This window comes from Glycomyces sp. NPDC046736, assembly GCF_040645615.1.
Lineage (GTDB): Bacteria > Actinomycetota > Actinomycetes > Mycobacteriales > Micromonosporaceae > Glycomyces.
On record NZ_JBEYYO010000018.1, the window covers coordinates 1 to 19,688 of the forward strand.

Sequence of the window (19,688 nt, forward strand, 5' to 3'; positions counted from 1 at the left end):
GGGAGCCCGCGCCGGCCATCTCGGGGGTGCCGGCCTCGATCGCGCCGCGCGCGTCGGGGTCGCCGCACTGGAGTACTCCCGCTGGCGGGGCCGACGATCCCTCGGCGGCGCTGGGTCGCTGCCGTTTCGCCTCCGAGCGTCTAGCTCTCGGCCTTGGCGCGCTTTCGCATCGCCCGTACCAGGAGCACCGCGCCCGCCACGACCACGAGGGCGCAGAGCAGGACCACGGCGATCGTGGCTCCGGTGTCGTCGTCCTCGGCCGCCGCCGCGGTCGTGGACGCCTCGGTCGGCTCGGCCTCCGTGGTGGCCCCTTCAGTGGCTTCGGAGTCGGCCTCGGTGGTCGGGGCGGTGGCGGGGTCGAGCAGTTCGGTCGGGATCTGGGCCACGGTGAAGGTCACCGAGCCGTCGATGCGGTGGCCGTCCTCGGAGATGACGCGGTAGGCGAGCGTGTACTCGCCGGGGACGGTGTAGCGCATCGGCTGCGTGAAGGTGTCGCCGTCGTACTCGGCGGCTTCGACCTCGACGACCTCGCCGTCGGGGCCGGTGACCGCGATCGTGGTCGAGGGGCCGTCGAGGATCTCCGAGAAGGTCGCCGAGACCGAGGCGGGCGCGGTGTCGAGGGTCGCGCCGTCCTCGGGGTCGGTGCCCACGACCGCGGCGTGCGCCGAGGCGGGCGCGGCCGAGGCCAGCGCGAGGACGGTGCCGCACAGCGCGGCGAGGAGGCCCGCGGCGACGCGGGTGGTCTGGTGGTTTCGCATGTTCGCTCTCTTTTCCGGGTGCGGGCAGCGGCCCGCCGGTGTTCAGGACACTGGGGAAAGGGAGCGTGCGGGTGGGCCGCGGCGGGTGGCCGCGCAGGCAAGGAGCGTCAGGTGCGGGCGGGGGCCGCGGAACGGGACCGGTGCCGGGCGCGGTGCGGCCGGGCCGGTGGTCTTGTGGAGGCGCAGCCATAGGGCCGGGCCGAATCGGAGGATGAGGAAGTCGAGGAACGCGGCGAGTGCGGCGTCGCCTCGGGCGAGCCACAGCGCGGACGCGGCCATGGCGACGAGGTGGGCCGCGAGCATGGGCGCGCTGGGCAGGAAGTCGTGGAGGTGGCCCGCGGTGGCGGTGAACCAGACGTGGAGGCCGGTCTGGGCGGCTGCGCACGCGGCCAGGAGGGTGCCGGTGCCGCGTTGGGTCCCGGCGAGGAGGTAGGCGGCGGGGGTGAGCGCGAAGGCGGCGGCCGCGAGGGCCGGGGCGGGGATGAGGGAGCCGTCGGCGAACGCGTGGAGGCCCGCGGAGACGGCGGTGCAGGCGAGCGCGAAGACCAGCGCGCGGAAGCCGCGCACGAGTGGCTGGCCGATGTGCACGGAGCGATTCTCGCATAACCGGGTGTCGGGTTCGGCGGCCGAGGGGTAGGGGGTGAAGCGGCTGGCGTGGTCGTCGACGTCGAGGGGGCGGCCGATGGCGGGAAAGGCCCGTTGGGGGCATTCGGTGCGGTCGCAGACTTTGCAGCCGGGGCCGATGGGAGTGAGGACGGCGGGGCCCGCGAGGTCGAGGCCGTCGCCGTAGACGAGGCGGTGGGCGTGGTGGAGGTCGCAGCCGAGGCCGATGGCGAAGGTCTTGGTGGGGGTGCCGTAGCCGCCGTAGCGGCGGGCCACGGTGCGGGCGACCCACAGGTAGGAGCGGCCGTCGGGCATCTGAGCGAGTTGGGTGCGGATCTCGCCGGGGTGGGAGAAGGCGTCGTAGACGTTCCACAGTGGGCAGGAGCCGCCGACGCGGGAGAAGTGGAAGTCGGTGGCGGACTGGCGTTTGGAGATGTTCCCGGCGCGGTCGACGCGGACGAAGAAGAAGGGGACGCCGCGCGCGCCGGGCCGCTGGAGGGTGCTGAGGCGGTGGGCCACGGTCTCGAAGCCGACGCCGAAGCGCCTTTGGAGGAGGTCGATATCGTAGCGGAGCGCTTCGGCGGCCCCGAGGAACGGGCCGTACGGGAGGATCAGCGCTCCGGCGAAGTAGTTGGCCAGTCCGATGCGGGCGAGGCCTTCAGCTTCGGGTCCGGAGAGGTCGGCGGCGGCGACTTCGGCGTCGATGAGGTCGCCGTGGGCGACGAGCGCGAGGTGGGTCGCGAGTTGGAAGGCGCGCTGTCCGGGCGAGAGCAGGGGTGAGAGGCGCAGGACGCGGGTGTCGGGTTCGAAGCGGCGTTTGGTGCGGGCGCCTTCGCCGGGGGCGAGGTCGGCGACGGTGGTGCCGTGGCGTTCCCTCAGGTGCCGGGTGAGGCTCGCGGCCAGGTCGGTGGGGTCGAGTCCGGCGGCGGTGTCCTCGGCGGCGCGGTCGAGGCCCGCGACATGGTTGCGTTTGGCGTAGAACAGGTCGCGGACTTCTTCGTGGGCGGTGGGGGCCGAGCCGGAGTCGAGTTCGGCGCTCATGGCGGTGTTGCGTTCGAGGGCGTGGCGGTAGCGGCGGTGGAGGTCGACCACGTATTGGGCGAGCTGCGGCATGCCTTCGGCGAGTTCGCGGGCCTCGCCTGCGGCGACGCGGTCGGCGTGGACGGTGTCGGCGAGGGCGTCGAGCAGTTGGGCGGTGAGGCGGTCGCTCTCGGAGGTCGAGAAGCGCTGCACGTCGAGGTCGTAGACCTCGGCGAGGCGCAGCAGGACCGGGCCGGTGAGCGGGCGCTGGTTGGACTCCATCTGGTTGACGTAGGAGGTGGAGATGCCCAGGGCGGCGGCGAGCGCGGCCTGGGTGAGGCCCTGCTCTTCGCGGAAGCGGCGCAGCCGCAGCCCGACCTTCGCGTTCTTCAGCGCCATGACCACGACCTTTCACAAGTTTCACAAAACGAGTCCGAGAATTCCACAAGACACCACATTTACAGGCCTTTCAAGTGGGTATTCGCGTGTGCATACTGTGAACCTACTCTACTGAACGGAAGGGGGCCGAGCGTCTTGGGCCAGTCCCGACCCGGGCCGACGATCGCTGACGTGGTCTTCCCCGAACAGCTCAACCACCGCGGCACGCTCTTCGGCGGGGCCGCCATCGCCCTGATGGACCGGGCCGCGTTCGTCGCGGCCAGCCGCGAGGCCCGCGGCGACGTGGTGTGCGCGGGCGCGGACGACATCGAGTTCGCGCACCCCATCCAGCCCGGCGACCTGGTCGAGGCCACCGCGGTGGTCGAGCGGCGCGGCCGCCGTTCGATGACCGTCAGCGTGGTCGTGGTGGCCGAGACCCTCAGCACCGGCGAGCGCCGCGAAGCCGTTCGCGGCGACTTCCACATGGTCGCCATGACCGAACCCGAAGCACCGCAAGGAGACCTGGCATGATCACCCATCCCGTCCGCTCGTACGCCTCCGAGGAGGACCTGCCGCGCGATCGTCAGCTCGCGTGGAAGATCGCCGAGGTCGCCGCCGACCCGGTCCCGGTCGAGGCCGACGTGGCCGCGATGATCGCCAACCGCGTCATCGACAACGCGGCCGTGGCCGCCGCGTCGCTTGGGCGCGGCCCGGTGGCGAACGCTCGCGCGCAGGCGCTGGCGCACCCGTACGAGCCGGGCGCCTCGGTGTTCGGGGTGGGGGCGCGGGTCTCGCCGGAGTGGGCGGCGTGGGCGAACGGTACCGCGGTGCGGGAGCTGGACTTCCACGACACGTTCCTGGCCGCCGACTACTCGCACCCCGGCGACAACATCCCGCCGGTGCTGGCCGTGGCGCAGCACCGCGGGCTCGACGGGCGGGCGCTGCTGCGCGGCATCGCCACCGGTTACGAGGTGCAGGTCGACCTCGTGCGCGGGATCTGCCTGCACGAGCACCGGATCGACCACATCGCGCACCTGGGGCCCTCGGCCGCGGCCGGGATCGGGACGCTCCTGGGACTGTCGCCCGAGGTGATCTACCAGGCCGTGGGGCAGGCGCTGCACACGACGACGACCACGCGGCAGTCCCGCAAGGGCGCGATCTCGTCGTGGAAGGCGTACGCGCCGGCCTTCGCCGGGAAGCTCGCGGTCGAGGCCGTCGACCGGGCGATGCGCGGTGAGGGCGCGCCCTCACCGATCTGGGAGGGCGAGGACGGCGTGATCGCCCGGCTCCTCGGCGGACCGGCGGCGCGCTACGAAGTGCCGCTGCCGGGCCCGGGCGAGTCGAAGCGGGCCATCATGGACACCTACACCAAGGAACACTCGGCGGAGTACCAGAGCCAGGCGCTCATCGACCTCGCGCGGCGCCTCGCCCCGCAGATCGGGGACCTGGGTCGCGTCAAAGAGATCTTGATCCGCACGAGCCACCACACGCACAACGTGATCGGGACCGGTGCGAACGACCCAGAGAAGTCCGACCCCGACGCGAGCCGCGAGACCCTCGACCACTCCATCCTGTACATCTTCGCCGTCGCCCTGGAGGATCGCGACTGGCACCACGAGCGGTCCTATACTCCTGAACGCGCGCACCGGGAGTCGACGGTGGCGTTGTGGCACAAGGTTCGCACCGTCGAGGATCCTGAGTGGACTGAGCGCTACCACGACCCGGATCCCGACAAGCGGGCCTTCGGCGGCCGCGTCGAGGTCACTTTGGACGACGGGACCCAGATCGCCGACGAGCTCGCCGTGGCCGACGCGCACCCCAGGGGCGCCAGGCCCTTCGGGCGCGAGGAGTACGTGGCGAAGTTCCGGACCCTCGCCGAAGGGGTCGTCGCCGAGGCCGAGCAGGACCGGTTCCTCGACCTCGCGGTGCGCTTGGGCGAACTCGACGCCCGCGAAGTGCGCATGCTCAACCTGGAGGCGGCCCCCGGGCTACTCGATTCGCAGGCCCGAGGAGGACTGTTCCGATGACGACCCGAACCACGCCCGCCCAGAAGCGCCGCCGCCTGCGCGAAGGCCTGGCCTCGGGGCGGCTCCAGCGGCTACCGGGGGCGTTCTCGCCGCTCGTGGCCCGCGCGGTGGCCGACCACGGCTTCGACGGCGTCTACGTCTCCGGCGCGGCGCTCTCGGCCGACCTGGGGCTGCCCGACATCGGGCTCACCACGCTCAGCGAGGTCGCCGGGCGCGGCGGCCAGATCGCCCGCGCCACCGACCTGCCGACCCTGATCGACGCCGACACCGGCTTCGGCGAGGTCGTCAACGTGGCCCGCTCCATCGAGGCGTTCGAGGACGCCGGACTCGCCGGGCTCCATCTGGAGGACCAGGTCAACCCCAAGCGCTGCGGGCACCTCGACGGCAAGGAGCTCGTCGGCGCCGACCGCATGGTCCAGCGGGTGCGGGCCGCCGTGCACGCCCGCACCGACCCCGACTTCGTCATCTGCGCCCGCACCGACGCCAGGTCCGTGGAAGGACTCGACGCGGCCATCGAACGCGCGAAGGCCTATGTGGATGCCGGAGCGGACATGGTGTTCCCCGAGTCCCTGCGCACCGAGGCCGAGTTCGCGGCCTTCCGCGACGCGGTCGAGGTGCCGCTGCTGGCGAACATGACCGAGTTCGGGGCCTCCCCGCTGCTCACTGCCTCACAGCTTCAGGATCTCGGCTACAACCTGGTGATCTGGCCGGTCTCGACCTTGCGCAGCGCGATGGGCGCGGTCGAAGGGCTCCTCGAAGCGCTGCGCGAGCAGGGTACCCAGGCCGGGCTCGTCGAGCGGATGCAGACCCGCAAGCGACTCTACGAACTGGTCGAGTACGCCTCGTACGCCGAGTTCGACCAGACCCTGTTCGACTTCGACATCCCGGGAGGAACCGATGACCACTAGTATCCACAAGGGACTCGCGGGGGTCGTGGCCGACACGACCGCGATCTCCGAGGTCGTCCCCGAGACCCGCTCGCTGACCTACCGCGGCTACCCGGTCGACCAGCTCGCCGCGTCCCGCTCGTTCGAAGAGGTCGCGCACCTCATCTGGTACGGCGACCTTCCGGACTCTGCGGCCCTGCGCAGCTTCACCGATCGCGAACGGGCCCAACGGGAAGTCACTCGTTCGACCATCGCCGTGGTCGAACGCGTGCCCGACAACTGCCACCCGATGGACCTCTTGCGGACCGCCGTCTCCTGCCTGGGCGCCGAGGACCCGGCCGAGGACGACAACTCCCTCGCCGCCAACCAGGCCAAGGCCGAGGCCCTGTTCGCCAAGCTGCCGACGGTGATCGCCCACGACCTGCGCCGCCGCAAGGGCTTGGCCCGCATCGCGCCCGACCCCACGCTCGGGTTCTGCGAGAACTTCTTCCACATGTGCTTCGGTGAAGTCCCGGCCCCGGAAGTGCTGCGCTGCTTCGAGATCTCGATGATCCTCTACGCCGAACACTCCTTCAACGCCTCCACGTTCACCGCCCGCGTGGTCGCCTCCACGCTCTCCGACATCTACTCGGCCGTCACCGCCGCCGTCGGCGCCCTGAAAGGCCCGCTCCACGGCGGCGCGAACGAGGCCGTCATGCGCATGATGTTGGAGATCGGCGACCCCGCGACCGCCGCGGCGTGGCTGCGGGAACGCCTGGCAGCCAAGGAGAAGGTCATGGGCTTCGGGCACCGCGTCTACAAGGACGCCGACTCCCGGGTCCCCACCATGAAGCGCGCCTTCGTGGAGATGGCCGACATCGCGGGCGGACAGAAGTGGGTCGCGATGTACGAGGCCCTCGAAGCGGAGATGTACGCCGCCAAGGGCATCAAACCGAACCTCGACTTCCCGGCCGGTCCCGCGTACTACCTCATGGGCTTCGACATCCCCGCCTTCACACCCCTCTTCGTCATGTCCCGCATCACCGGCTGGACCGCCCACGTCATCGAACAGCTCACCGCCAACTCCCTCATCCGCCCCCTCAGCGCCTACACCGGCCACGAAACCAGACCGGTCCCGGCCGCCGCATAGACACTGAAGGCCCGCAGAGGATGGTCTGCGGGCCTTCAGTCCACTCAAGACTCAACCGAGTGCGTCGAACCGGTTCCTCGCCTCGGTGGGGGACGCGGCGTGGTCGTCGATGCGGGCCCAGGGGTCGGTCTTCTGGGCGAGGCGGCGGCGCATTTTGGTGATGGTGACGCCGTTCGGTCGGGAGCGGCCGAGCTCGTCCCAGTCAAGGGGGGTGGCGATCGCCGCGCCCGGGCGGGCCCGCAGGGAGTAGGGGGCGACGAACGTCTGGGCGTAGCCGTTGCGGCCCACGTCGAGGAAGATCCGGCCCTCGCGGCGCTGCTTGCGCTGCGCGGTCGTCACGAGGTCGGGTTCGGCCTCGGCCACGCGCTCGGCGAGGTCCAGCGCCAGAGCGCGCACGAAGTCGAAGTCCTCGCTTCGGTCGAGCGGGGCCACGACGTGGTAGCCGCGTCCGCCCGTAGCCTGCGTGAACGGTGTCAGCCCGATCTCGGTGAACAGGTCGCGGAACCGGTGCGCGATCGAGCGGAGCACAGCGACCTCGATGTCAGGCGGCGGGTCGAGGTCGATCACGAGCCGGTCGGGCCGGTCGATGTCGTCCATCGTGGAGAGCCAGATGTGGAACTCGACGGCGGCCTGGTTCGCGAGGTAGGCCAGTGTCGCGGCGCTGTCGCAGACCACGTGCGTCACGGTCTCGCCCCGCGTGCGCTGCGGGACCTCGACCACGGTCATCCAGTCCGGGAAGTGCGCGGACGGATGCTTCTGGAAGAACCCGTCCGAGTCGATCCCGTCGGGGAAGCGCCGCATGGTCAGCGGCCGCCCGGCCAGATGCGGCAGCATCACCTCGGCGACCGACCGGTAGTACTCGACCAGGTCCCCTTTGGTCACGTTGTCGGCGGGGAACAGTTCCTTGTCGGCCTTGGTGACCTCGATGTCGTGCCCGTCGAGCCGGATGGTCGCCATGCTCAGAAGTCGATCACGATCTTGACGTCGTTCCGCCCGCCTTGGAAGGCCTGCTCGTAGTCCTCCAACGGGAGGCGGCGGGTGATCAGGCCCTTGAGCCAGTCGCGGTCGGACTCGGCCAAGAGCCGCGCGGCCTCCTCGTAGTGCGTCAGGTTGGCGTTGACCGAGCCCACGACCGCGTCGTTCTCCAGCACCAGGTCGCGGTTGAGGGTCCCGGCGTCGACGCTGACCTTGCGGCCCGAAGGCGAGACCCCGGTCAGGCACGTGACGCCGAACGCGCCGGTCGCCGAGATCGCCTCGAACACCAGCGCTTCGGAGCCGGTGGCCTCGATGACGATGTCGGGCACGACGCGTTCCAGGGCCGCGGCCATGCCGTCGGTGTGGTAGGTCGCGCCGATCGCGGCGGCCAGTTTCGGTTTGGGCCCTTCGGTGTTGAGGTCGAGCATGTGGACCTCCAGGCCCCGCTGGGAGCCGATGAGCGCTGCCAGCAGGCCGATCGGGCCCGCGCCGGTGACCAGCACCGACTTCGGGTCGAACCACGAGCGCCCGCCCACGCGGTCGATCTGCTCCCAGGCTTTGGCGAGGACGCTCATGGGCTCCATGAGCACGCCGACCTCGGACAGGCCCGGATCGAGCTTCACCGCGTAGTCGGCCTCGACCGTCCACACTTCGCTGCCGAACCCGTCGAGCTCCTTGATGCCCCGCTCGACGTACTCGCCGTTGCGGCACGAGTCGAACAGGCCCCTCGCGCACGCGCCGCACGGCAGCGGGTCGGGGCGGCGGACCACGCCCACGACCAGGTCGCCGGGCGCGAAGCCGCTCCCTTCGGGGGCCTCGCGGACCCGGCCGAGCGATTCGTGACCGATCACGAGCCGCTCCTTGCCCGCTGGGGCCCAACCGTATTCGCCTTCGGTGAGGTCGCGGTCGGTGCCGCACACGCCGAGCGTGACGGCGTCCACCAGCAGTTCGCCCTCACCGGCGACCGGTTCGTCGATCTCCTCCAGCGCCACGGACCCCTTGCGTCCCGGCGCGACGGTAATAGCGCGCATGTGCGCCATTGTCGCACCGGAGGGGTCCTCGAATCTCCGATTCGCGCAGTTCAGCGGCGGTACAGCGGGTTCGCGCCGGGCGGGCGCTCCTCGGCCGCGACGGGGCCGGGCGCGGTGCCTTCGCCGAACGGGGAGCCGCCGAGGCGCTCGCGGTCGTGGCCTGCGAGCCAGTTCTCCAGGTCGGGTCCGTCCGGGACGATCTGGGTCGGGTTGAGGTCCTCGTGGACGACGTAGTAGTGGCGTTTGATCTGGTCGAAGTCGACGGTGTCGCCGAAGCCGGGGGTCTGGAACAGGTCCCGCGCGTAGGCCCACAGGTTCGGCTGCTCGGTGAGCTTGTTGCGGTTGCATTTGAAGTGGCCGTGGTAGACCGCGTCGAACCGCACGAGCGTGGTGAACAGGCGCACGTCGGCCTCGGTGAGGTGCTCGCCCATGAGGTAGCGGCGGTCGGCCAGGCGGTCTTCGAGCCAGTCGAGGGCGTCGAACAGCCGCTCGTAGGCCTTGTCGTAGGCGCGCTGCGAACCGGCGAAGCCGGCCCGGTAGACCCCGTTGTTGACCTCGGTGAAGATCCGCTTGATCACCGGGAGCATGTCGTCGACCAGGTCCGCGGGGACCAGGTCCGGCGCGCCCTCGCGGTGGTGGGCCCTCCACTGGGTCGAGAGGTCGAACGTCAGCTGCGGGTAGTTGTTCGTGACCACCCCTCCCGAGGGCACGTCCACGATCGCGGGCACGGTGATCCCGCGCGGATACCCCGGGAAGCGCGCGAAGTAGTGCTCTTGCAGCCGCTCGGTGCCCAGTACCGGGTCGCGGCCCTCCGGGTTCAGGTCGAAGGTCCACGAGCGCACGTCGTGGACCGGGCCCGGCGTGGCCAGCGACAGCACGTCCTCGAGGCCCAGCAGGCGGCGGACGATGATCGAGCGGTGCGCCCACGGGCAGGCGCGAGCGGCCACGAGGCGGTAGCGGCCCGGCTCGACCGGCCACGCGTGCGCGCCTTCGTTCAGGCCGGTCATGCGCGGATCGCCGATGGTCGAGGAGGCCTCCACGGGCGCGGCCAGCGCGGCGTCCACATCGGCCACGATCCGGTCCTCGATGTAGTTGGTGTCCCGCGTGAACTCCTCGCCGGTGACGTACGCGCCTTTGGTGGAGTGCTCGGTGCCGGCGGTCGGGTTCGGTTCTGGCTGCTGCGCTGCGCTCATGGGGCCAGCCTACGCAGTTGTCCGATGCGGCTGCCCCGCTTCGGGTTCGAGTCGCGGTTCCTCCGTTCGGAGGAGAAGCGCGGCGTGTGCTCCTGCCTCCGGTTTAGGCGAATATCGTCCTGTTCGCGGTTATATCCGGGCCTTCGGGCTCCTAGGGTGGACTCATGCCAAGACACCTCCCACTCGCAAGCCTGCTCACCGCCGCGCTCGTCGCGGCTACCGGAGCGTCGGCGGCCGCAACCGAGCCCGGCGACGCATTCGACGAAGCGCTCCTGGAAGCGAAGATCGCCGAGTTCGCCGAGATCGGCGGATTCACGGTGATCGCCGAGGCCCGCGACGGCGACGAGACCTGGACCGGGGCCGTGGGCGACCGCGGTCTCGACGGGGGCGAGGCGGCCGAGCCGGACGACCGGGTCCGGATCGCCAGCCTCACCAAGTCGATGATCTCGGTGATCCTCCTCCAGCTCCAGGACGAGGGCGCGGTCGACCTCGACGGCGTGCTCGGCGACCACCTCCCGGGGCTGCTGCCCTATGAGGACGAACCGACGATCCGGCAGATCCTCAGCCACACCGGCGGACTGGACGACTACTTCGTCCACCTCTACCCGTCGCTGCTGGAGAACGACATCAGCGACGTCGAGGCCGACCACCGCGTCCACCACTCCCCCGAGGCGCTCATCGAGATGAGCACCGAGGGGCCGTTGCTGTTCCCGCCCGGGGAGCAGTGGTCGTACTCCAACACCGGGTACATGGCGCTCGGCCTGCTGATCGAGGAGCTCACCGGGAACAGCCTCGGGCACGAGCTCGACCAGCGGGTGTTCGAGGCCGTGGGCATGGACGACTCGTATCTGCCGCATGACGACAGCTCGGGTTTCCGCGGCGATCATCTGGTGCCGTACCTGTCCACAGGGGATCTCGATCGGCCGTACTTCGACACCTCGGAGCTGTCGAACACGCAGCTGTGGGCGGCGGGCGGCGTCATCGCCGAACTGGCGGACGTCAACGACTTCTACCGGGCGTTCGCCGACGGGACGCTTCTGAGCGAGGAGCAGCTCGCCGAGGCCACCGTGTACGTGCCCACCGAGCTGGGCTTCGACTACGGGCTCGGGCTCACCGGGCTCCAGTTGGGCTGCCCCGACGATCCCGAGGCGATGCACTTGGGGCACACCGGCGGCGGGCTGGGGCACCAGACCTACTCGTTCCACTCCGCGGACGGCGAGCGGCAGATGAGCTTCTCCTGGAACCTGGACGACCGGCATTACGCGGACCCGGCCGAGGTCCAGTGGGCGCTCTTCGGCCTGCTGGTGGCGGGTCTGTGCGGGGTCGACATCGACGAGGAGCCGGGCGTGATGACGTTCGCGCCTCAGGATCTCATGCTCACTAACGGATAGCACGTTAGGGAGCGTGCTATAACTAATGCATCATTATATGAAAGGCATTAGTTGAGATGAGCACCTTCCCTCGCGTCCACCACCGCACCATCGATGTCGGCGGCGTCGAGGTCGCCTACCGGGAGTCGGTCCCAGAGCGGCCCGACGCGCCGACATTGCTGCTCCTGCACGGCTTCCCCTCGTCCTCGCACCAGTTCCGCGGCCTGTTCGCCGCACTCGGCGACCGGTACCGGCTCATCGCCCCCGACTACCCCGGCTTCGGGCGCACGGCGGCACCCGAGGACTACCGGTACAGCTTCGACGCCCTCGCCGACACCATCGAGGGCTTCGTGGAACGGCTGGGCCTGACCCGGTTCTCGTTCTACGCGTTCGACTTCGGCGCTCCGGTGGGCTTCCGTATCGCGCTGCGTCGTCCGGAGTGGATCGAAGGGCTCGTGGTCCAGAACGGCAACGCCTACGAGGCCGGCCTCTCGCAGGGAGCCCGCGACTTCATCGCGCTGCGCCCCGATCAGCCCGAAGCCGAGGCCACGATCAGGAACCTGCTCACCTTGGAGGGCACCAGGTTCCAGTACGAGACCGGAGTGGCCGACCCTTCGGTGATCGCGCCCGAGAGCTGGACCCTCGACCAGCACTTCCTGGACCTGCCCGGACGCAAGGAGGCGCAGGTCGCGCTCGCGTTCGACTATCACTCCAATGTGGATCAATACGACGCGTGGCAGGCCTGGATGCGGACCCACACGCCGCCCGCGCTGATCCTGTGGGGCACCGGCGACCCGTTCTTCACCGAACCGGGCGCCCGCGCCTACCTCGACGACCTGCCGAAGGCCGGATTGCACCTGTTCGCCACCGGGCACTTCGCGCTGGAGACCCACCTGGCCGAGATCGCCCCGCTCATCGCCGAGTTCCTCGACCGGTGAGCTCCCGGCTCACTTGGCGGCGACCAGGCGCAGTCCGGACACGCGCTCAGGGTCGACGGCGATGACCATGTCCAGCGGGTCGCGCATCCAGGACTCGACCTGGAGGCCGATCTGGGCGGCGTGGGGATCGCGGGAGACGTCGACCACGGTGCCCGAGACCAGGACGCTCCAGCCAAGGCGGGTGTCCGGCTCGACCTCGTCGGCCTCGTAGGCGACCCGGAGACCGGCTCCGGCTTTCACCGCTCGCGCGAACGCCGAAGTGTGCCTGGTGAACACGAAGATCCGGCCGTCGAGCACGACATGGTTCAGGGGCCTGATGACGGGGGCGCCATCGACCACGAAGGCCACGCGCCCGAACTCGGCGCGGCCGAGGAGGTCCAGCGCGGCCTCGGGGTCGATCTCGACCGGGACTCGTTGACGCTCCACAGCAGATCCCTTCGCGACGATGCGGGACCGGGCCGAGGCGGTCCTCGGCCGTCACCGCTGGTTCGACGCTACCAACCTCCCGGTCGCGCGGCTGGGGAACGTTGCTCGCCGCGTCCCGCTCGGGACGCGGCGAGCAACAGGTTCCGGTCAGCGCGCGGCGAGCTCGGGATAGATGACGCTCGGGTCGGCGTTCAGGAGCGCCTTGACCTCGGCGGTGGGCCGGTCGGCCAGGACCTCCAAGGCGCCCGACTCGATGCCGTCGAGCCCGGCCCGCGCCACGTCCGCAGGGTCGGCCTTCTCGGCCTCGATCCCGGCGAGCATGTCGGTGTCGACTCCGGCCACGTGCAGCCCGACCACGTGCGTGCCCTGCGGCGCGAGTTCGAGCCGGACCGCGTTCGTCAGGCTCCACGACGCGGCCTTGGCCGCCGCGTAGGCGTGCCCGAGCCCGGGCGTGCGCCACGAGAGCACCGACAGCATGTTGAGGATCGCTCCCCCGCCGTTCGCGCCGAGCACCGGCGCGAAGGCCCGGACCATGCGCAGCGCCCCGAAGAAGTTGGTCTCCATCTCGCGCCGGATCGCGTCCTCGGACCCGGCGACGAGGTTCTCGAACGTGGCGATCCCCGCGTTGTTGATCAGGATCGTCGCGTCCGAAGCGGCCTCGGCGGCGGCCGCGACCGAGGCCGGGTCGGTGATGTCGAGCTGTACGGCTTGGACGCCGGGCAGGTCGACCGTATCGATGTCGCGCGCCCCGGCATAAACCTTGGCCGCGCCGCGTTCGAGAAGTTGCCGCGCGAAATGGCGGCCGATGCCCCGGTTGGCGCCGGTGACGAGTGCGATTGCTCCTTGGATCTCCATGCGGTCGACGCTAAGACCTCACGCCGACGTCAGGGGCAAACGATAGTGGCAGACGCCACAGCGAAGGAGGACGCGGATGCGCATCGGAGAACTGGCCGAGGCCACGGGCGCGACCGTGCGCGCCATCAGGTACTACGAGGAGCAGGGCCTCCTGGGCTCCGAACGCACCGCGAGCGGCCAGCGCGTCTACACCCGGGACGCGGTCGACCAGGTCCGCTGGATCCGGATGCTCCTGGAGAACGGCCTCCCCAGCAGAGCGATCGCCAAACTCCGCCGCTGCGAGAGCGCCGACGAGGTCACCCCCGAGCAGCGGGCCGTGATCTACGCCGAGCACGCCCGCCTCGAAGCCGAATTCGCGGCCGTGGCGGCCAAGAGGGACCGCTTCGAGGCGATGCTGGCCTACATCGGCGACGACCGCGAGTCCTAGGGATCATCCCAAGGCCGCCCGTGTCGGTTCGCCTGAGACGATGAGCCGCACGAGGAACGCGCCCGCGACGAGCGCCGCCGCCACGCCCGCCGTCACTGCCGCGGCCGGATCCGCGCTCGCCGCGATCCAGGCCAGCGCCCACAGCGCGGCGGCGGTGAAGCCGAGGACCGCCCTGGCCTTGGCGACCACCCAGGTCAGTGCCGCTGCGGTGAGCGCGAGTGCCAGGACCGCCGCCGCCGAGGCGACACCGTCGTCGGTGACCGCGGCCCAAGTGGTCAAGGCGCCGACGACCGCGGCCACCGCGACCCAGCCGGTGTAGAGCGTGAGCGGAAGCCAGAGGAGCCAGCGCGCGGCACGACCGCTCGGGGCGTCGGCCGCCGCGTTGGCCCAGGCGGCGGCGAGGGCCACGAGCAGCGCCACGATCACGATCTGCGAGGCCGCGACCTGGCCGGAGGCGAACAGCAGCACCCAGACCGCGTTCAGCACTCCCGCGATCGCGATCCACCAGCCGGTGTCACGGTGCACGGGTTCGCCGCGCTGGGAGGGGAGCGCCTGCCACACCGCCAAAGCCAGCACGGCCACGTAGATCGCGTTCCAGATCATGAAGGCCGTGCCGCCGGGCAGCAGCGGATTCGGGTGGGACCGGGCCACCTCGCCGACCGATGCACCGAGGGCGCCGCTGCCGCCGAGCGCTCCGGCGGCGAGCTGGAGCAGTGCCGCGAGCAGGACGCAGGAGGCGCGGACGAGATCGCTTCTGGACTTGACGTTCTCGGACATGCGACCGCCTCGGTTGGTGCGACGCCGAGGTGTGCCCCGACAGTCCAGGGGTAACCCGGTATCGCAATACGATGCACCAATGGTGCATGTTCCGGATCCGAGGCGGAGGGGCTTCGGGCGCCTTCATCGCATCGGTCGACCGGTGTTCAGGCGCTCAGCGCCGCATGCGCCTCTCGCTGCGCGGAGTCGACCACGTCCGGTCGTCACGTGCGCGGTATCGGCCGCGGGCGCCTCGGTTCAGGGGCGGAGGCGGTAGCCGCGGGGGGTTATTCGGAAGCCGTTCGCTTCGAGTAGCGGCGCGAGTGGGGATGATTGGGCCGCTTCGTCGTTCACTCGTTCGATGTGGAGCGGCGGGGCGTTGCCCGCTCGGGTCGCCTCCGCGAGTGCCGTTGTGGCGCTGGCGATTCGGGAATCCTCACTCCAGTCGCCTTCGGCGGGCCAGGCCAGGAGCGTTTTGCCGCCGCGTTCGACGTAGAGGGCGAGCGCGCCGTCCACCAAGGCCACAACCGCTCCCGCTTTGCGCCCCGGGACGTGGCCCGAGCCATCCGGGGGTTCGGGCCAGGGCAGGGCCGCGCCGTAGGCGTTCGCGGGGTCGGCGGCGGCCAGGACCGTCGCGCCCGCGGTCTCGGCCACGTTGGCACGCAGGCGGTCCACCGCGCCTTCGCCCGCGAACTGGGCCGCGCCGAGGCCCTCGACCACGTAGCCGCGGCGGGCGCGGCCGGTCTCCTCGAACGCCGAGAGCACCCGGTAGACCTTCGCGAAGCCGCCCTCTGCGCCTTCGGCGGCCACCGCGCCGCGGGTCACGACCCCGTGCCGGTCGAGCAGGGTCTCGGCGAACGCGTGCGCGCGGACCGTGGGATCGGGTTCGAGCGCGGGCAGCAGCGACCAGCGCCCGGCGACCTCGGGCGGGCTCGCGGTGCTCGGCTGGCGCAGGTCGCGCCAGCCGGGGAGGCCCTGGCGGGCACGGGGAGTCGAGCGTCGGGCACGGTGCGCGGTGGTCCCGGAGCCGAGGCGGGCCCGCAGCGGCGCGAGCGTGTCGTTGGTGACCCGCCCCGACCACGCGAGGTCCCACAATGCGGCCGCGAGGTCGCCTTCCGTGGCCTCGGAGTGGCCTTCGGCGCGGACGCGGTCGAGGAGCTGGCGGAAGAACAGGCCGTAGCCTCCGGCGAGTGAGTCCATGAGGGACTCGTGGAGCGGCGCGGGTTCGAGCGGCCCCGGTTCGCTCAGCAGCAGCGGGGCGGTCTCGGCCGGGTAGAGGGCGATCCAGCCGTCCTTGCCTTGCAGCGTTCCGGTTCCGGCCCAGAGGATCTCGCCCGAAGCGGTGAGCTCGTCGAGCATCGCCGGGGTGTAGTCGGCCACCCGCGAGGGCAGGATCGACTGCTCCAAGGCCGAAGCGGGCACGGACGCGCCTTGGAGTTGTTCGACAGCGCGGGCCAGGCCGTCGATCCCGCGCAGCTGCCCGGGCCCGCGCTCGGCGGCCCAGGTGCCGATCTGCTGCCAGCGCGGCAGGAACGCGGCGAGCGTCTCGGGCGGGACCGGTTCGAGTTCCTTGCGCAGGGCCGCGAGCGAGCGGCGGCGCAGACGGCGGAGCACGGTGGCGTCGCACCATTCGAGGTGCTCGCCGCCGGGCCGGAATTCGCCTTCGACGAGGCCGCCGTCCGCGGCGAGGCGCCGCAGGGCGGTGTCGGCGACGGCCGCGCCGAGGCCGAAGCGCTGGGCCGCTTCGGCAGTGGTGAAGGGGCCGTGGGTGCGGGCGTAGCGGGCGAGGAGGTCGCCGAGCGGATCGGGCACGGGTTCGGTGAAGGCCGCTGGGACGCCTCCGGGCAGAGCGGTGCCGAGGGCGTCGCGCAGGCGCCCTGCGTCCTCGATCGCGGCCCAGTGGTCGCGCCCGGCGATGTCCACGCTGATGGCGCGGCCCGCGTCGGACAGCGTTCGGGTCCAGGCGGGTTCGGCGCCGCGTTCGGCCAGTTCGGCGTCGGTGAGGGGGCCGAGGAGGCGCAGGAGGTCGGCCACGGATTCACCGTCGCGGGCGCGGCGGTCCTCGGTGCGCCACTGGAGTTCGCGTTCGGTCTCGGCGAGCACGTCGGGGTCGAGGAGTTCGCGCAGGTCGACGTCGCCGAGGAGGTCGGCCAGGAGCCGGGAGTCGAGCGAGAGCGCGGCGGCGCGGCGCTCGGCCAGGGGCGTGTCGCCCGCGTACATGAACTGCGCGACGTAGCCGAACAGGAGCGTGCGGGCGAACGGGGAGGCCTCGGTGGTGGTGACTTCGACGACGCGGACGTCGCGACTGGCGATGTCGCGCATGAGTTCGGCGAGTCCGGGCACGTCGTAGACGTCTTGGAGGACCTCGCGCACGGCTTCGAGGATGATCGGGAAGGTCGGGAACCGCCCGGCGACTTCGAGGAGCTGCGCGGAGCGGAGCCGCTGCTGCCACAGCGGTTGGCGTTTGCCCGGTTGGCGGTGCGGCAGGAGCAGCGCGCGCGAGGCCGCTTCGCGGAACCGCGAGGCGAACAGGGACGAGCCCGCGACCGCCTCGGTGACGATCGGCCCGATCTCGTCCTCGCCGAACGCGAGGTCGGCGGCCCCGAGCGGGTCGGGGGTCTCGGTGTCGGGCAGGCGCACCACGATGCCGTCGTCGTGGTGCATCAGCTGCGGGTCGATGCCGTGGCGCTCGCGCAGGCGCTCGCCGAGTGCGAGGGCCCAGGGGGCGTTGACCTGCGCGCCGAACGGGGAGTGGACCACGATGCGCCAGTCGCCGAGTTCGTCGCGGAACCGTTCGATGAGGATGGTGCGGTCGTCGGGAACCACACCGGCGGCCTCGCGCTGGTCGGCGAGGTAGGCGATCGCGTTGCGGGCCGCGAACGCGTCCAGACCGGCGGCGGCCAGGCGCGCGTGGGCCGCGGCGTCGTCCAGGGAGGCGAGTTCGCGCACGAACGCGCCGATCGCGCGGCCGAGTTCGAGGGGGCGGCCGAGGCCGTCGCCGCGCCAGAACGGGAGGCGGCCGGGCGCGCCGGGGGCCGGGGAGACCGAGACGCGGTCGCGGCCGATCTCCTCGATCCGCCACGATGAAGTGCCGAGGGTGAACACGTCGCCTACGCGCGACTCGTAGACCATCTCCTCGTCGAGCTCGCCCACGCGGCCGCCGCCGCGCTTGGGGTCGGTCCCGGCGAGGAACACCCCGAAGAGTCCCCGGTCGGGGATGGTGCCGCCGGAGGTGACGGCGAGGCGCTGCGACCCGGGGCGGGCGCTGACGGTCCCGGTCGCGCGGTCCCAGACCACGCGCGGGCGCAGTTCGGCGAACGCGTCGGAGGGGTAGCGGCCCGCGAGCATGTCCAATGTGGCTTCGAACGCCGAGTCGGGGAGGGTCGCGAACGGGGCGGCGCGGCGCACCAGGTCGAGCAGGTCGTCCACGCCCCAGTCGTCCATCGCGGTGATGGCCACGAGCTGCTGGGCGAGCACGTCGAGCGGGTTGGCGGGGATCTTGAGCGCCTCGATCGCGCCCGAGCGCATGCGCTCGGCGACCACCGCGGACTGGATGAGGTCGCCGCGGACCTTGGGGAAGAACACGCCGCGCGAGACCGCGCCGACCTGGTGGCCCGCGCGGCCGACGCGCTGGAGCCCCGAGGCCACCGAGGGCGGGGCCTCGACTTGGACGACGAGGTCGACCGCGCCCATGTCGATGCCCAGTTCCAGGCTGGAGGTGGCCACCACGGCGGGCAGGCGCCCGGCCTTGAGGTCGCCTTCGACTTCGGCCCGCTGCTCCTTGGAGATCGAGCCGTGGTGGGTGCGGGCCAGGATCGGCGGCGGCCCGGGCGTGGCGCCCGAGCCGCCCATCATGGCCGCGGGCGCGCGGTCCTCGGGCAGCGGGCGTCCCTCGCGGCGCTCGTAGGCGATCTCGTTGAGCCGGTTGGAGAGCCGTTCGGCCACGCGGCGGGCGTTGGTGAACACGATCGTGGACCGGTGCTGCTCCACGAGGTCGACGATGCGTTCCTCGACGTGCGGCCAGATCGAGGTCGCGGCCTTCGAAGGCGAGGTGGGGTCAGAGGTCTCGCCGAGCGCGCCCATGTCCTCGACGGGCACGACCACCGAGAGGTCCCAGCGTTTCTCCGAGGGCGGCTGCACGATCGCGGTCTCGCGCCGGGGGGACAGGAAGCGGGCCACGTCCTCGACCGGCCGGACGGTGGCCGAGAGGCCGATCCGGCGGGCCGGGTTCGGCAGCAGCGCGTCGAGGCGTTCGAGCGAGAGCGCCAGGTGCGCACCGCGTTTGGTGCCCGCCACGGCGTGGACTTCGTCGAGGATCACCGTCTCGACCGCGGCGAGCGCGTCGCGGGCCTGCGAGGTGAGCATCAGGAACAGGGACTCAGGGGTGGTGATGAGGATGTCGGGCGGGCGGTTCGCGATGGCGCGGCGCTCGGACTGCGGGGTGTCGCCCGAGCGGACCGCGACGGTCAGGTCGGGTTCGGGCAGGCCGAGGCGGCGGGCCTCGCCGCGGATGCCTTCGAGCGGGGCGCGGAGGTTGCGTTCGACGTCGACGCCGAGGGCCTTGAGCGGCGAGAGGTAGAGCACCCGGCAGCGGCGCTTGGCCTCGGCCGGGGGCTCGGTCGAGGCGAGGTCGTCGATGGCCGACAGGAACGCCGCGAGGGTCTTCCCCGAACCGGTGGGGGCCACCACCAGCACGTCCTTGTCCTCGCCGATGGCCTGCCACGCGCCCTGCTGCGCGGCGGTCGGCTCGCCGAAGGTGCGCGCGAACCAGGACGCGGTGGCCGGTGAGAACGCCGCGAGAGCGGGATGAGGACGCGCGGCGCTGGACATGGCGTCAATGGTGCCCCACGGGTGCGACACGTTCACCGGTTCGCGTGAGGCGGACGGGACGCGCCGGGACCGGGCCGGTCCCGGC

General features: G+C 71.6%; 16 protein-coding genes. 7 read left to right on the plus strand and 9 right to left on the minus strand.

The annotated features are described in order from the left end of the window. Positions 1-140 precede the first annotated feature (140 nt). Positions 141-758, minus strand: coding sequence for a copper resistance CopC family protein (locus AB0B28_RS17325; protein ID WP_360121971.1), 618 nt, complete (start codon positions 756-758; stop codon positions 141-143). 42 nt (positions 759-800) lie between these two features. Next, a complete protein-coding gene (locus AB0B28_RS17330) occupies positions 801-2,780 on the minus strand; it encodes a short-chain fatty acyl-CoA regulator family protein (RefSeq protein ID WP_360121974.1) in 1,980 nt (659 codons plus the stop codon). Between the two features lie 171 nt (positions 2,781-2,951). On the opposite strand from AB0B28_RS17330, the gene AB0B28_RS17335 reads away from it, so the two are divergent. Genes AB0B28_RS17335 through AB0B28_RS17350 form a run of 4 tightly spaced genes read left to right on the plus strand, consistent with a single transcriptional unit; the run spans position 2,952 to position 6,802 of the window. Further along, entirely contained in the window at positions 2,952-3,290 is a 339-nt protein-coding gene (locus tag AB0B28_RS17335; RefSeq protein WP_360121977.1) for an acyl-CoA thioesterase, read from the plus strand. Then, on the plus strand, positions 3,287-4,786 hold the full coding sequence (locus tag AB0B28_RS17340) for an MmgE/PrpD family protein (protein ID WP_360121980.1): 1,500 nt from the start codon (positions 3,287-3,289) through the stop codon (positions 4,784-4,786). Before AB0B28_RS17335 ends, AB0B28_RS17340 begins: the two co-directional genes overlap by 4 nt. Beyond that, complete coding sequence (prpB, locus tag AB0B28_RS17345) at positions 4,783-5,694, plus strand: methylisocitrate lyase (protein WP_360121983.1); 912 nt, start codon at positions 4,783-4,785, stop codon at positions 5,692-5,694. Before AB0B28_RS17340 ends, prpB begins: the two co-directional genes overlap by 4 nt. Continuing rightward, entirely contained in the window at positions 5,684-6,802 is a 1,119-nt protein-coding gene (locus tag AB0B28_RS17350) for a bifunctional 2-methylcitrate synthase/citrate synthase (RefSeq protein ID WP_360121985.1), read from the plus strand. Before prpB ends, AB0B28_RS17350 begins: the two co-directional genes overlap by 11 nt. Before the next feature lie 51 nt (positions 6,803-6,853). On the opposite strand, the gene ligD is transcribed toward AB0B28_RS17350, so the two are convergent. Genes ligD through AB0B28_RS17365 form a run of 3 tightly spaced genes read right to left on the minus strand, consistent with a single transcriptional unit; the run spans position 6,854 to position 10,001 of the window. Beyond that, entirely contained in the window at positions 6,854-7,759 is a 906-nt protein-coding gene (ligD, locus tag AB0B28_RS17355; RefSeq protein WP_360121988.1) for a non-homologous end-joining DNA ligase, read from the minus strand. Between the two features lie 2 nt (positions 7,760-7,761). Next, positions 7,762-8,808, minus strand: coding sequence for a glucose 1-dehydrogenase (locus tag AB0B28_RS17360; protein ID WP_360121991.1), 1,047 nt, complete (start codon positions 8,806-8,808; stop codon positions 7,762-7,764). A gap of 50 nt (positions 8,809-8,858) precedes the next feature. Continuing rightward, positions 8,859-10,001 carry a glutathione S-transferase C-terminal domain-containing protein gene (locus AB0B28_RS17365; protein WP_360121994.1) on the minus strand — a complete coding sequence of 381 codons (1,143 nt, stop codon included), beginning with the start codon at positions 9,999-10,001 and terminating at the stop codon, positions 8,859-8,861. A 164-nt stretch (positions 10,002-10,165) separates the two neighbouring features. On the opposite strand from AB0B28_RS17365, the gene AB0B28_RS17370 reads away from it, so the two are divergent. Then, positions 10,166-11,392, plus strand: a complete 1,227-nt coding sequence (locus AB0B28_RS17370; RefSeq protein WP_360121997.1) for a serine hydrolase domain-containing protein — start codon at positions 10,166-10,168, stop codon at positions 11,390-11,392. A gap of 56 nt (positions 11,393-11,448) precedes the next feature. Next, the gene (locus AB0B28_RS17375) at positions 11,449-12,309 is read left to right on the plus strand and encodes an alpha/beta hydrolase (protein ID WP_360122000.1); all 861 of its coding nucleotides are present in this window, start codon (positions 11,449-11,451) and stop codon (positions 12,307-12,309) included. A 9-nt stretch (positions 12,310-12,318) separates the two neighbouring features. Here the strand turns inward: AB0B28_RS17375 and AB0B28_RS17380 are convergent, their stop codons facing one another. Both AB0B28_RS17380 and AB0B28_RS17385 read right to left on the minus strand, forming a co-directional pair. Then, positions 12,319-12,735, minus strand: coding sequence for a pyridoxamine 5'-phosphate oxidase family protein (locus AB0B28_RS17380; RefSeq protein WP_360122003.1), 417 nt, complete (start codon positions 12,733-12,735; stop codon positions 12,319-12,321). 147 nt (positions 12,736-12,882) lie between these two features. Further along, a complete protein-coding gene (locus AB0B28_RS17385; RefSeq protein ID WP_360122006.1) occupies positions 12,883-13,590 on the minus strand; it encodes an SDR family oxidoreductase in 708 nt (235 codons plus the stop codon). Between the two features lie 76 nt (positions 13,591-13,666). On the opposite strand from AB0B28_RS17385, the gene AB0B28_RS17390 reads away from it, so the two are divergent. Next, complete coding sequence (locus tag AB0B28_RS17390) at positions 13,667-14,017, plus strand: MerR family transcriptional regulator (protein ID WP_360122009.1); 351 nt, start codon at positions 13,667-13,669, stop codon at positions 14,015-14,017. 3 nt (positions 14,018-14,020) lie between these two features. On the opposite strand, the gene AB0B28_RS17395 is transcribed toward AB0B28_RS17390, so the two are convergent. Then, positions 14,021-14,794 carry a hypothetical protein gene (locus tag AB0B28_RS17395; RefSeq protein ID WP_360122012.1) on the minus strand — a complete coding sequence of 258 codons (774 nt, stop codon included), beginning with the start codon at positions 14,792-14,794 and terminating at the stop codon, positions 14,021-14,023. A gap of 237 nt (positions 14,795-15,031) precedes the next feature. Further along, a complete protein-coding gene (locus AB0B28_RS17400; protein WP_360122015.1) occupies positions 15,032-19,603 on the minus strand; it encodes an ATP-dependent helicase in 4,572 nt (1,523 codons plus the stop codon). Between the last annotated feature and the right edge of the window lie 85 nt (positions 19,604-19,688).

Excerpts from the sequence above, each read along its gene's own strand:
- prpB (WP_360121983.1), top strand. The coding sequence starts at position 4,783 with ATGACGACCCGAACCACGCCCGCCCAGAAGCGCCGCCGCCTGCGCGAA.
- AB0B28_RS17400 (WP_360122015.1), bottom strand. The coding sequence starts at position 19,603 with ATGTCCAGCGCCGCGCGTCCTCATCCCGCTCTCGCGGCGTTCTCACCG.
- AB0B28_RS17360 (WP_360121991.1), bottom strand. The coding sequence starts at position 8,808 with ATGCGCGCTATTACCGTCGCGCCGGGACGCAAGGGGTCCGTGGCGCTG.
- AB0B28_RS17395 (WP_360122012.1), bottom strand. The coding sequence starts at position 14,794 with ATGTCCGAGAACGTCAAGTCCAGAAGCGATCTCGTCCGCGCCTCCTGC.
- AB0B28_RS17370 (WP_360121997.1), top strand. The coding sequence starts at position 10,166 with ATGCCAAGACACCTCCCACTCGCAAGCCTGCTCACCGCCGCGCTCGTC.
- AB0B28_RS17330 (WP_360121974.1), bottom strand. The coding sequence starts at position 2,780 with ATGGCGCTGAAGAACGCGAAGGTCGGGCTGCGGCTGCGCCGCTTCCGC.
- AB0B28_RS17325 (WP_360121971.1), bottom strand. The coding sequence starts at position 758 with ATGCGAAACCACCAGACCACCCGCGTCGCCGCGGGCCTCCTCGCCGCG.
- AB0B28_RS17375 (WP_360122000.1), top strand. The coding sequence starts at position 11,449 with ATGAGCACCTTCCCTCGCGTCCACCACCGCACCATCGATGTCGGCGGC.
- AB0B28_RS17340 (WP_360121980.1), top strand. The coding sequence starts at position 3,287 with ATGATCACCCATCCCGTCCGCTCGTACGCCTCCGAGGAGGACCTGCCG.
- AB0B28_RS17385 (WP_360122006.1), bottom strand. The coding sequence starts at position 13,590 with ATGGAGATCCAAGGAGCAATCGCACTCGTCACCGGCGCCAACCGGGGC.
- ligD (WP_360121988.1), bottom strand. The coding sequence starts at position 7,759 with ATGGCGACCATCCGGCTCGACGGGCACGACATCGAGGTCACCAAGGCC.
- AB0B28_RS17390 (WP_360122009.1), top strand. The coding sequence starts at position 13,667 with ATGCGCATCGGAGAACTGGCCGAGGCCACGGGCGCGACCGTGCGCGCC.
- AB0B28_RS17365 (WP_360121994.1), bottom strand. The coding sequence starts at position 10,001 with ATGAGCGCAGCGCAGCAGCCAGAACCGAACCCGACCGCCGGCACCGAG.
- AB0B28_RS17350 (WP_360121985.1), top strand. The coding sequence starts at position 5,684 with ATGACCACTAGTATCCACAAGGGACTCGCGGGGGTCGTGGCCGACACG.